Origin of the sequence: Paenibacillus sp. FSL R7-0198, assembly GCF_038000415.1 — a bacterium.
Taxonomy (GTDB): domain Bacteria; phylum Bacillota; class Bacilli; order Paenibacillales; family Paenibacillaceae; genus Paenibacillus.
Genome location: NZ_JBBOCB010000001.1, coordinates 2,691,150 through 2,703,709, shown reverse-complemented (window position 1 = coordinate 2,703,709; position 12,560 = coordinate 2,691,150). Strand labels below are relative to the sequence as shown.

12 protein-coding genes and 1 riboswitch are annotated in these 12,560 nt (G+C 44.2%); of the genes, 8 read left to right on the top strand and 4 right to left on the bottom strand.

The window, feature by feature from the left end; genetic code table 11:
* Positions 1-323 precede the first annotated feature (323 nt).
* Positions 324-974: a nitroreductase family protein gene (locus tag MKY87_RS11765; protein ID WP_340912620.1), complete on the bottom strand. Its 651-nt coding sequence runs from the start codon at positions 972-974 to the stop codon at positions 324-326.
* Positions 975-1,103: 129 nt separating this feature from the next.
* Here MKY87_RS11765 and MKY87_RS11760 point away from each other — a divergent pair, with 129 nt between their 5' ends.
* Positions 1,104-1,469 carry a MerR family transcriptional regulator gene (locus MKY87_RS11760; RefSeq protein WP_340912623.1) on the top strand — a complete coding sequence of 122 codons (366 nt, stop codon included), beginning with the start codon at positions 1,104-1,106 and terminating at the stop codon, positions 1,467-1,469.
* A 43-nt stretch (positions 1,470-1,512) separates the two neighbouring features.
* Here the strand turns inward: MKY87_RS11760 and MKY87_RS11755 are convergent, their stop codons facing one another.
* Entirely contained in the window at positions 1,513-2,187 is a 675-nt protein-coding gene (locus tag MKY87_RS11755) for a VOC family protein (RefSeq protein ID WP_340964561.1), read from the bottom strand.
* 21 nt (positions 2,188-2,208) lie between these two features.
* A complete protein-coding gene (locus tag MKY87_RS11750; protein WP_249913244.1) occupies positions 2,209-3,075 on the bottom strand; it encodes a LysR family transcriptional regulator in 867 nt (288 codons plus the stop codon).
* Positions 3,076-3,258: 183 nt separating this feature from the next.
* On the opposite strand from MKY87_RS11750, the gene MKY87_RS11745 reads away from it, so the two are divergent.
* Positions 3,259-4,455 (top strand): MFS transporter, encoded by a 1,197-nt coding sequence (locus MKY87_RS11745; RefSeq protein WP_340964557.1) that lies wholly within the window; start codon positions 3,259-3,261, stop codon positions 4,453-4,455.
* A 27-nt stretch (positions 4,456-4,482) separates the two neighbouring features.
* Here the strand turns inward: MKY87_RS11745 and MKY87_RS11740 are convergent, their stop codons facing one another.
* Complete coding sequence (locus tag MKY87_RS11740) at positions 4,483-5,451, bottom strand: helix-turn-helix transcriptional regulator (protein WP_340964554.1); 969 nt, start codon at positions 5,449-5,451, stop codon at positions 4,483-4,485.
* Positions 5,452-5,538: 87 nt separating this feature from the next.
* On the opposite strand from MKY87_RS11740, the gene MKY87_RS11735 reads away from it, so the two are divergent.
* The 6 genes from MKY87_RS11735 to MKY87_RS11710 all read left to right on the top strand — a co-directional run bounded on the left by MKY87_RS11735 (position 5,539) and on the right by MKY87_RS11710 (position 12,387).
* Complete coding sequence (locus MKY87_RS11735) at positions 5,539-5,982, top strand: VOC family protein (protein ID WP_340964551.1); 444 nt, start codon at positions 5,539-5,541, stop codon at positions 5,980-5,982.
* 228 nt (positions 5,983-6,210) lie between these two features.
* Positions 6,211-6,735, top strand: coding sequence for a VOC family protein (locus MKY87_RS11730; RefSeq protein ID WP_340964549.1), 525 nt, complete (start codon positions 6,211-6,213; stop codon positions 6,733-6,735).
* 552 nt (positions 6,736-7,287) lie between these two features.
* Positions 7,288-8,193 (top strand): methyl-accepting chemotaxis protein, encoded by a 906-nt coding sequence (locus MKY87_RS11725; RefSeq protein WP_339788714.1) that lies wholly within the window; start codon positions 7,288-7,290, stop codon positions 8,191-8,193.
* A gap of 149 nt (positions 8,194-8,342) precedes the next feature.
* Complete coding sequence (locus tag MKY87_RS11720) at positions 8,343-10,055, top strand: spore germination protein (RefSeq protein ID WP_338588619.1); 1,713 nt, start codon at positions 8,343-8,345, stop codon at positions 10,053-10,055.
* A 32-nt stretch (positions 10,056-10,087) separates the two neighbouring features.
* On the top strand, positions 10,088-11,188 hold the full coding sequence (locus tag MKY87_RS11715) for a GerAB/ArcD/ProY family transporter (protein ID WP_338588618.1): 1,101 nt from the start codon (positions 10,088-10,090) through the stop codon (positions 11,186-11,188).
* Positions 11,185-12,387 (top strand): Ger(x)C family spore germination protein, encoded by a 1,203-nt coding sequence (locus tag MKY87_RS11710; protein WP_339788716.1) that lies wholly within the window; start codon positions 11,185-11,187, stop codon positions 12,385-12,387. Before MKY87_RS11715 ends, MKY87_RS11710 begins: the two co-directional genes overlap by 4 nt.
* 70 nt (positions 12,388-12,457) lie before the next feature.
* Positions 12,458-12,559: riboswitch (SAM riboswitch) on the top strand.
* The last annotated feature ends 1 nt before the right edge of the window (position 12,560 follow it).

The following is a 12,560-nucleotide window of genomic DNA, read 5'->3' as shown; positions in this document are numbered from 1 at the left end:
TTATATGCGACATTCGGTATATTGAGGAAGTGGTAATGAAAAATTGTGGTAGTTTCACGACTTTTTTATCACCTGACAAACGTATTTAAGTTATGTAACAAAGGGTCCTGATGACAGTTGTCATCAGGACCCTTTGTTTATGAACGTATAGTTAATGTTCCTATGTCCAAATCAGTATGAGGCTATTATAATGAAAGCCTTTAACTGATATAGGATGAGTACTCTGGTATTATGGGATGCACCGTGATTTTCATCTGTTTTTCAGACTTAGTATTTACTATAGCATCATCCATAGTCATTTTAGTCTTGAGAGTAGCTGTTGGTCACGCCCAACTCGTAATCGTTTCAACGGGGAGACGATAGGAAGGATAGCCATCTTTTGCTGCTTTACCTATGGAGATCAACATCACGGGCTGGAACCGTTCTTTATCCAGGCCGAACGCTTCGGCGATCTGACCTTTGTCATAGCCGGCCATAGGGTTCGTATCATAGCCATGAGCACGGGCAACGAGCATGAGTTGCATGGATATGAGGCCTGAGTCAATGAGGTTCATATCACGCAATTCGGATACGTTTATGTTCGCATAATAAGGTTGTACCTGCTGCATCTGCATATCCATGATGTCTTGGGGCATGTACCCAAGTTCCACTGATTTGCTGAAAATCTCTTCCATGTATTCAACGTTGTTGGCATCGTAAAACACAGCAATGACAGCCGAAGACGTTAGTGCCTGTGTCTGGTTAAAAGAGGCCAGTGGTGCAAGTTTCTCTTTGCCTTCAGCACTGTCGATAACAAGAAAACGCCAAGGTTGCATGTTAATGGCCGAAGGGGCACGTGAAGCTTTCGCCAGTATTTCGGTCATCTCCTCGCGGCTGATCTTCACTTCAGGGTCGTAGACTTTAACGGAATGGCGCTCCAAGACGATGGTATCAAAATCATTTGTTTTGTTGAATTGACCGGTAATTGTGTTCATATTGAAATCTCTCCTCATATCTATATTGGTGAGAGTAGGGTATAAATTATATCTCCATCTGTCTCACTATGAGGATTGTAAACTATGAAGTATACTTTATAGCAAGAAGAAGAAACGGGGGAAATCCATATGAAGATTAGTGAAGTAGCGAACCATGTAAACCTTCCGATATCCACGATTCGTTACTACGAGAAAATAGGTATTATCCCGGATGAACATATGTTGAGAGATCATAATAACTATCGAATATATGCGCAGAGCATTATTCAGCATCTGGACGTGGTCAAACAATGTTTAGCTGTTGGTTTTACGATCCATGAGATCCAATCTATGATCTCTAAACATGGGTTTTCAAGTAATGATCAAGCAATCATTATCCAAGCGAAAATATTAGAAATTGAAGAAACACAACATAAATTAGAGAATTCCAAACAAAATCTGTACGAAATTCTTAAATCGGATATCACGTGTGAGGATGGTTTTGGTAAGTATTAAGCCGGAAGTCCCTCTTGAGGTTTTCATTCAGTACGTTCTTACATCATATCGATTCAATCGAGTACATATCGTCCTGTATACGCAGATTACCGGGCTGCCCAGTTTCAACTTTTACCTCCGTGGTAAATACACCAGGCATACGCCCGTCTGGGAACCAGGGCATCTGTTTATCAATGACAATAAACATGCCTTCTGCATCACCCGTGGGGGAGAATTGTTTTCCGTCTCCGGCAAATGGTTCAAGTTGATAATGCTCATTCAATGTGTTCATTGTCTCAGAAACATCATCGACAGGCAGACCGATTTCACTAATACATAACAGATGCTTCGCTTCGAAAGCTTCATCAACTGCATTATCGAGTGAATGTTGAGCGATAAATTCCATCAAGTTGCCGTTTGGATCATAAAAATAGAAGGCTGTTGCATCCCAGTAGGGGAAGTAAAATTCATCTTGTCCATCTTTGGAGAGCAATGAAATGTTTCGGTCTTGAGCCCACCTTTTTGCATCAGCAAGTTTATTCGTTGGAATCGTAAATGCTACATGATAGTAGGGCTTCTCTTGTTCTGGCGCCTTCTTGAAAGATAGTACCGAGTTCCCCGCACGGAATGAAACGCATGCTGCATTATCCTCCACAAGATCCAGTTCCAGTAGTGTACCGTAAAACTCTTTTATGGCCTCGACCTCATGTGTTAATAAACCAACTTCTCTTATTATCATTTTAATACCCTCCTTTTAATCTCACCTTTGATTGAAATACTCAATTGTTTTCTCAATAAATGCCTTGGCCGATTGCGTCAGGTAACGGTCGGACCGATGGATGATCTCAAAGTGCCGGTAGGGCGGATCATCTGTAATTCGGATGCAACGTAGCGTGGGCTCATTCATGGCTTTGATCAGAGGATAAGGCAGCAGTGTTCCTCCGACGTTGGCTTTGACCAGGCTAATGATGGAGGTTGCCGAACTGGTCTCCATGATGGTATTTAGGGTGAAGCCGTATTTGCGGCAATAGCCGTCGACCAATTCTCTGCCCGTGAATCCTTCGGGGAACATCACCGTTTGGATATCACGTAACTCCTGAATTTCAATTGTGCTTCGTTCAGCCCAATCATGATTCTCGGAAACGACGAGTACATATTCTTCACTGCACAAGGGAATGCGCACAAGCCGCCTATCAGGGGCAGACGTGATCTCGATGCCGATGTCGACTTCATTTTCCAACACTTGATTTACGACATAGATCGAAGAGATAACCTTCAATTGCACCTTGGGGAATCGAGCATGAAAATCAACGAGCAGCGGAGTGATACGGTAATCCAAATCGGATGGAAGAACACCAATAACCAATCGTCCCCGCTGATCATTCCGAAATTCAGCCAACGCATCTTGGGTATTCTGTAAATGCCGGATCATCTGTACACAGTGCTCCAGAAACAGAGTGCCTGCCTGGGTCATCACAATTTTTTTGCCGACACGGTCAAACAAAGGAACACCAAGTTCATCCTCTAACCCACGTATTTGTTGACTCAACGTAGGTTGAGATATGCCAAGTTTCTCAGCTGCCCGTGTAAAATGAAGCTCCTCACACACTGTAATAAAGTTTTCCATTTGACGAATCTCCATAAATTCACCTCTAATCATTGGTTTTAGTAATCATTTTAATAGAAACAATAGTATTGTTCAATCATTATAATGAATCTATACTTAATCGTGCAACACTCAAAGATCCTGACATTAACAAATAGGATCTTTGGTGAAGGCAAGAATACTACTCCCATGAGGTGATCCATAATGAAACTTTTTTATATTGTATTGGCGCTTATTCTGGCTTCACTGAACTTAAGACCACCGATTACTTCCATTTCTCCTCTGATGAGTACCATACAGAATGATCTGGGTTTGAGTGGCATGACCGCCAGTCTGTTAACTACACTACCGGTATTATGTATGGGCATATTCGCTCCATTCTCTGTAAGACTAAGTAGAAGGTGGGGGAACGAAGGAGCCATTGTGCTGGCTTTAATCCTTATTGGGATAGGTACGGGATTACGATTGTTCGTAGGCGCAACTCCGTTGATGATGTTCACTTCTTTTCTGTCAGGTGTAGGGATTGCATTGGCAGGGCCGCTGTTGTCCAGCTTCATTAAGCAGTATTTCCCTAACCGAGTAGCAGCCATGGTAGGCATCTACTCTACAGCTATGGTGATGGGGGCTAGTATTAGTGTGGGACTATCGGTTCCGCTCCAGCATACGCTGGGTGGATCTTGGAGAGGTTCTTTGGCTACATGGGCATTACTCGCAGCCATTGCATTGCCGATCTGGTTGAAATTAGCTTGGTCTGCGCGTACAGAGCGGCAATCCGGACAAACTTCGGCTGTAGTCCATGCACCACTTCCGGTGAAGAACAGGCGTGCATGGGTGCTGACACTGTTCTTTGGATTGATGGCCGCGATCTTCTATTCATTAACCGCCTGGCTTGCGCCAGCCATTCAGAGCCATGGGTATAGCCAAGAGACTGCTGGCAACATCCAAACGTTATTTACATTGATATCACTGCCCTCAACGTTATTCATTCCCATGCTTGTACACCGATACCAAAGACGTGTCTTCTGGCTTGTTGGATGTGCGATGTTGGAGTTAATAGGTGTCCTGATGCTGAATCTCTCTGTCAGTCCGTGGCTCGCGGCGATTCCGCTCGGTATTGGTGCAGGTGGACTGTTCCCAATTGCACTTATGTTGCCGATTGATGAGACAAATAATGCTCAGGAAGCCAGTAGCTGGTCGGCTATGACTCAATCTGGTGGCTACATTCTTGGAGCACTTGGGCCGCTGGCGATTGGTTGGCTCCGCGATCTAACAGGCAGCTTTGTGCAAGCATTTTATGGTTTGGCTATCATCATCGTGTTGCAGATTATCGTTCAATTGGCTATTGGTAATAAAAAAAGCTCAAAAGTTATTGATCATGAGCAGGACCTAAAAGGCATTTAAAGTGAAATGGATATAGAAATATGACTTTTATACATGATCCAACAAGTCCAGATAGTACTGCCTTAATGCTTTCTGTAAGATACCGGGCTCCATAATTTTAATCGATTTACCATAGCCCGCAAGATATCTCACTATGAAATCAAGCTCGTGAGGTTCATACGAACCAACAAGATACATATGCCCCATCTTCTCGATGATCTGCATAGATGGGAAATGTTCTTGCTGGAATAGCTCCATCCCGGCTTCATCAATCAGGCATTTGAATGGAATTGCTTGTTCCGATGGTTTCCATAGAGACGGGGCATCCTGTGAATAGAGTTCCTTTACATGAGTTAAAGGTTCAATCTCCGTTGTTTCGGCTGAAGTGATGCGGTCGCAGCGGAATACACGATACGCTTGTTTATTCAGATCATAGGCCTGGCAATACCAATAGCCTTTCCTGGCATAGAGTGTGATGGGTTGAATGGTGCGGATATTGGTGTTTGCAGAAGATGGCTTTTGATCAGGGGATCTACGCTGATTAGTGTACGTAATCTGAATCACTATATTCTGCACAGCAGCCATCAACAGAAATTCCAAATGTGCACTGTCGCGGATCTGCTCCGTATGTCGGAAGGAAACCCGGTGTTGGATGTTCTCAATATCCTGTCGTTGCTTGTCGGATAACGCGCTCATAAATTTCTCATGAATGGTACGGAAAGAGACTTGAAAGGGTAAGCTAGAGAAACTGCGGAGAGCCTGCATCGCAACATAAAGGGCATGAAGCTCACCCGTATTAAACGAAATGGGAGGCAGCTGCATCTGTTGCAGCAGTCGATATCCGCCGTAGCGTCCGTATTCGACATAGATGGGCGCACCCAACTCTTCCAATGAAGCGATGTCTCTTAACGCAGTTCGTTTGGAGATCTGGAACTCCTGCATGAGATCTTGCAGGGTGAACTGTTGTTTTTGATTAATGAAGCGTAACATCTGGTTCATACGTTCTGATTTTTTCATATCAAACCCTCTTAATGGTGCCATGGATTGGCACCTTTCGTTGTTATAGTGATAAGTGTAATCCAATAGGAACAAGGAGGCAATATAATGAATTTTGAAGTGATACCATTTTTGTCGATGAACGGGGATGCGGCGGCAGCCATTGCTTTTTATGAGCAGTTTCTGGGCGCCAAGGTGATATTCAAGAAAAGTTATAAAGAGATGAAGGAGATGAACCCGGGCTTCGAGTACCCTGCCGGTCAAGATGAGTATATTACACATTCGGTGCTGGAGATTGGGGTTAACAAAGTCATGATTGCGGAAGAAGCAATGGACACGGAGAGAGCATGGCAGCTGGGGAACAGCACGTCACTATGTATTCAATCCAAGGATAAAGAGACAATCGATCAACTGTATCATTCTCTGATGCAACATGAGGGCGTGAAGGTACTGGTGCCTTACGAGCAAAATGAATTCAGCCCAGGTTATGGCATTGTGCGGGACCCATTTGGCATTGCCATTCAGCTGTGTGTCACTGTGCACGATTTTTAAAATGAGTTCAGACCCCCGGTTAAGCACTCGGTATGTAAAATTGGAACTAACTTAAAAACATAAAAAAAAGAAGAGCCATGGATAACATGCGCTCTTCTTTCTTCGGTTTCTATACAAGGTTGTTCGAGCAACCGATGGTTATAGCGGACCTCTTTTCGTGTAAATCATATAGGTACGGATGTCGCTGTATACAAGCAAGTTCAATGGATAAAGGAAAGAAGGGATAATATGATTACGAGAGGAATCGACCATATTGGAATAACTGTACCGGATATGGATCAGGCGACACTATTTCTACAACAGGCGTTTGGAGCTCAACTTGCCTATGATCATATAACGCCGGATGATCCCCCACAGGAAGGACCTGAGGCAGAGCGTAAATTAGGACTGCGTTCAGGAGCAAAGGTTATTCATATTCGGATGTTATCGCTCGGGGAGAGTGCAAGTATAGAGTTATTTCAGTACGCGAATACAGCGCAATCAGAGCCAGTTAGGGCATCGGATTACGGATTGCAGCATATGGCGTTGTATGTGGACGATATGCAAGAAGCTGCACGACACTTCAAAGAAGCGGGCGGGGTGTTGCTAACAGAGCCTGGGGCGTTGACCGGTCATATTGAAGGCGGGGAAGGCAATCAGTTTGTGTACGGAAGGGCACCTTGGGGGATGCTGATCGAGCTGATCTCCTATCCTGCGGGCATTCAGTATCCGAATCACAGTGAAGCGAAGCGCTGGACACCACGAAAAAAATAATAAAGATGAGACTGGATAAGAAACAGGACGATGGACGACAAATCGTCCTGTTTTTCTTGTATATAGGGGCTAAATGTTTAATAAAAAACAGAAATTATGTTACAAATACGTTACAAATACAGAAGTGTATACCTCTTTGCCTTATGTTACGATACGAACAAGTAGATACAGAGATATTTTACGGATAAGATAAGCTATAGCGTCTCTTTTCTGGACGATGAACATGCTCCGAAAGTATGTTGACGGATGCCTTTTATCCAGGATATTGAAGAAGCATTGAAACGAAGAAACAACTATATATTTTGATTGGACAGGGTTGCGATAAAGTGCAGGGATACTACTACAGCAAGCCATTGTCAGCGGATGAGGTGGAGCAGATTTTCTTTTAAAAAATAAATGACAACAGGTGATCCAAAGTTCTGCAAATCGGGTATCAATAGTAGAGTCATCTAGAACCTGATGGATACATATGTTGTTATGATCGTTTTCTGCTAGTTAAAGGCTGTCTATTATGGAATGAACTGTGGGGGTTATCAAGTGTCTATATTAGATATGGAAAAGAAAGATGTTGTCACCGATGCAATGGTCATCAAGGCGATGGAGAAAAGTCTTGCTATCATTCGATTCGATCTGGATCGCCGGGTAACCTACGTGAATGAAGTCTTTGCCCAGACGATGGGATACACGGTAGATGAGATGTACGGCATGAAGCATCAGCAACTGTGCTTCGGTCAATTTGCAAATACTCCGGAATATGATGCTTTTTGGAATAGCATATTTAATGGTGTCAGCTTCCAGGACAAGGTTGAACGCAAGGATGCAAAGGGGAATTCCGTATGGCTTGAGGCGACATATATGCCGGTGTACGATGAGACGAATCAGAAGATACTGGGTGTCTCCAAAATCGCCACCAACATTACCAACCGTCAGAACAACATTTCGGTCGTAGTGAATGAGCTGAAAACGATGTCTCATGAACTGAATGGGCAGGCAGATGTAGGTATTGAACGGAGCCAGGAATTAATGTCCACCATCTCCTATATCTCAGAGGTGTCGGCTACTAACCGTGCAACACTGACTCATCTGCAGGAACAAGCGGGATCGATTCAGGGCGTGGTACGAACCATACGCGAGATTTCATCACAGACACAATTGCTTGCATTAAATGCCGCCATTGAAGCTGCGCATGCAGGGGAATACGGACGAGGATTCGATATCGTGGCTAAGGAAGTCAAGAAACTATCCGCAATGGTGGAGAGTTCGATCAATGAGATTCGTGATAGCGTGACTGGAATAACCAAGGAAATTGGTAATATCACAGGCGGCACCAAAAAAGTAGAGGAATACGTTGAGCGGAGCCAGAAGCAGATTGAGATCGCTTTGAATGATTTTACAGCAATTGCTGCTTCGGCTCACTTGCTGGATGCCAAAGCGGAGCATGTGACCAGAATCGTATAAAAATATATAGTAATAACGGTTCCGTGCACAGGAACCGTTTTTTTTTGTCGTTCAGTACACAAAAAAACGGGAATTTTTGTGATCAAACGGGGACACAATACTTGGGAATACCTGCAGCTTCACATGCAGAGAAATGGTGGGGTGGGAACATGTGGTCAACAATTCTATCCTACGTGCCAGATTCGTCCATATGGATTCAGGCATTCTTGGTCTTGATTATTCCGATTGGGATTACCATGACCATGCGCTGGATCAATGCCGCCATAAAGCGTGGAAGCTTCTCGCGTTCGAAGCAACCTGCTGTATCCTCGGAGGATATCTCGCCAGCAGCCAAAGGACAGGGTCAAGGAACCGAAACGGGCCATTATGCCAATATTAAATTAACCGAGAAGTACAATACCAATCTGATTAGCGTAAAAGAAAGCTTTGGACAAAATGCAGATGTGCATATTCGGGAATTTACCATTAGGGGAACGAATACACGGGCTGCGGTCATCTATACCGAAGGCTTGGTAGATCAAGATTTGATTGATGATCACTTGATTACACCGTTGATGTTAGAAGGGGTTCCCATGCTTAAACAGGAAGGATTCCTCCATCCGGACAACGCCCACTTATTGTCGGCATATCTGCAAGATCAATTACTTCCTGTCAGTCTGGTTGAGGAGACGAAGTCCCTTCAAGAGCTTGCAGTAGGTGTACTTTTTGGGAAAAATGCGCTTTTGGTCGATGGACTGCCGGGTGCTTTATTAATTGGAGCCCATAAGATCAAAACAAGAGGTATGAATGAACCCCTGTCTGAGGGATTGCTTCGTGGGCCACGTATTGGTTTTACAGAGCAATTAAGCGATAATACAGGCATTTTGCGTCGTTATGGAAGTGATCAGAGCCTGTTTATTAAGAAGTATGAAGTGGGTTCACGGATCAAAAAAGATTTGGCGATAGCCTATATTCAGGATATTGCCGATCCTAATCTCGTGGCTGAAGTATGCAAGCGAATTGAAGAGATGGATATGGATTCGATGCTGGAATCTGGTTATGTGGAACAGCTCATTGAAGATAATACACTGAGTCCCTTTCAGCAGGTTCTGAATACGGAAAGACCTGACCGGGTAATCGGTGCTTTGCTTGAAGGTCGAGTGGCTATTTTATTGGATGGAACGCCATTTGTCCTCGTGGTACCCGTGACCTTCAGCATGTTGCTCCAATCTCCTGAGGATTACTATGAACGCTGGATTCCCGGTACATTTCTCCGGGTCCTGAGGTTTATGTCCGCCATGCTGGCCCTTCTTGCTCCAGCGCTCTATGTCTCTTTTATATCGTTTCATCCGGGGTTGATTCCGACCAAGCTGGTACTGACGATTATAGAAACCCGGACTGGAGTACCGTTTCCTTCTATTATAGAAGTGCTGATCATGGAGCTCTCCATTGAGATCCTGAGAGAGGCGGGAATACGTTTACCCAAGCCGATTGGACCTGCGATGGGTATCGTTGGCGGTTTGATTATTGGTCAAGCTGCCGTACAGGCGGGAATCATCAGTCAGTTTCTTGTTATCGTTGTAGCTGTTACAGCCATATCCTCTTTCACGATTCCTGTCTATAGTGCGGGATTAACGCTACGGATTCTCCGGTTTGCTGCCATGTTTAGTGCTGCAATACTAGGTCTGTTTGGTGTCGTTATGTTCTTCTTGCTGGTTTGTACACATCTTGCACGACTCTCCAGCTTTGGAGTGCCTTATGTCGCACCAGCTGTTCCATATCACTTGAGTGATTGGAAAGATTTTGTCATTCGTGCTCCACTCAACATGATGAGAAGACGTCCCGAGATGACGAATCCGGTAGATGCAGATCGCAAGAAGTAGACAATCCACAGAAGGTCTGGAGGTACAACAAAGTGAATGACTCGCGAGTGAAAATTAACACCACACAGGCCGTTGTTATTATCGTTAACTACATGCTTGGAGCGGGTATTTTGACGTTACCTCGAACAACTAGCAGAGCCGTTGGAACGCCGGACGTCTGGATTTCCATCCTGCTGTCAGGGCTCATTGTCACAGGTATTGGTCTGATTTTGGTTACCCTGTGCCGCAGATTTCCTGAGAAAACCGTGTTCCAGTTTACCCGGGAGATCACCGGGCGCTGGATTGCTTACATACTGGGTTGTGTGACAATTTTGTATTTTATGATCATTTCAGCATTCGAAATTAGAGTCATGGCCGATGTCACGGGGATGTATCTGCTTGAGCGCACGCCTACATGGGCTATTGTAATGGTATTTATGTGGATAGGCATCTATATGATCTCCGGTGGGCTTGGTGTCATTATTCGCGTGTTTGAGATCATCCTGCCGATCACCTTGATTATATTTGTCATGGAGATATTGCTCAGTAATCAGCTCTTCGAAATTAGTAACCTCAGACCCGTATTGGGTGAGGGCATCATGCCTGTACTCAAAGGGCTGAAACCATCGCTACTGTCGTATACCGGTTACGAAGTTATGCTGGTCATCACTGCATATATGCAAGATCCGAAGAAAAGCAACAAGGCAATGACATGGGGGTTAACTATCTCTACAATGGTATATCTGATCACTGTTGTAATGGTCGTAGGCAGTTTGTCCTTGGATGGAATTAAGACCAGAACATGGCCAACATTGGATCTGGTACGAAGTTTTGAGATACAGGGACTGATATTTGAACGTTTCGAATCGTTATTGCTGGTGATCTGGATTATGCAGATTTTCTCGACATTTGCCATTACCCATTACTGTGCTTCCGTAGGAATCCGGGACTTGTTTCGGGCAAAGAAGATACGCTGGATTATGTATGCCCTGCTTCCATTCATTTATCTGACGGCAATGATGCCTAAAACAGTGTTTGAAACTTTTGCACTGGGCGATATGCTAGGTAACGTATCTGTAGTTTTGTTCGCTATATTACCTCTGGTATTGTTGCTTATCAGCATAATTCGCAAAAAAGGAGGCAAACACGCATGATTTCATTCCGCCTGTGCTTAAGAGTAACTTGTGCTGTGTTCATCCTGTGTATAATATCAGGTTGCTGGAGCAGCCGCGAGATAGAAGATCTAAGCTTGTATGTAGGTCTCGGGATTGACGTTGGAAAAGAGACCGATTTCGAGAAGAAGATTTCAGCGCAGGGTGGGCATTATCCCAAACAAAACAATGTCACAGCAACCGTTCAGATTGCCCCTGGGAATTCTAGCAGTCAAAAAAGTCAGCAATCTGGTTCACCCTCTTCTGGCAAAGAGTCTTATTCCAATGAGCAGCTTACGGGAGATTCCATGCTGCAAATTTTTCGTCAGTTTGCTTTGCGGCGAGATCGTCCACTCATTGGACATCATCTGAAGGTTATTGTGATCTCCAAGGATATTGCCAAAAAGTATGGACTGATTCAATTGCTCGATTTTGTACTCCGGGATAACGATATTCGACCGAACTGTCTTGTACTGATTAGTCACCAGCGGGCGGTTGATGTGCTTACCTCAGATGATCCTTCCCGTATTCCTGCATTTTACCTTACAGGCATTACGAACAATGCATACATTTCCAACAAGATTCTGGAACCCGTTTCGCTGGCAAAACTGGATGCACAGATGCAGTCCGGGTCCAGTTTTCTGCTTCAAAATGTGCTGAATGCCAATGGAGAGGACAAGTTCTCCGGGGGCAGCATATTTGCTGCAAATACAACCAAATTTCTGGGGGAACTCAGCCAAACTGATTTGGAAGCTCTGTCCTGGCTTATGCCTAAAGAACAAGGTGGTGTCATAAAAACATATAGTAAGGAGGGTTTCACGGTACTCTATGAAATCAAGAAGAAGAAAATCAAAATCATTCCGAAGGTTAATGGCGATGATATCTCGTTCCATGTGAAGGCAGAGTCTGAAGGATGGCTAATGGAGGATTGGCGGGCACCGGAAGAAGAGGAAAAGGGTGCATATCTGAAAGAAATGGAAAACGATTTTGCTGAACTGGTCGAGCAACAGATCAAACAGTTACTATACAAGCTCCAACATACCTACAAAGTCGATGTTGCTGGTTTCCGCGATAGCATTCGTATTAAATATCCAAAAACGTGGAAGAAGGTTAAAGGGAACTGGGATGAAATCTTTGCTACTATACCCATTACGTATGAGGTAAAGACCTCCATCATCAATCCGGGGTCTTCTACGGAATAGCGAGGTGTGCCATTTATTATTTAAATGTTGACACATTCATGATCAATCGCTATATTTATAAAAAATCATTTTCTTATCCAGAGAGGTGGAGGGACTGGCCCTTAGAAACCTCAGCAACAGATCTGAAGGATACTGTGCTAATTCCAGCGGGTGAAAGCCTGATAGATAGGAGC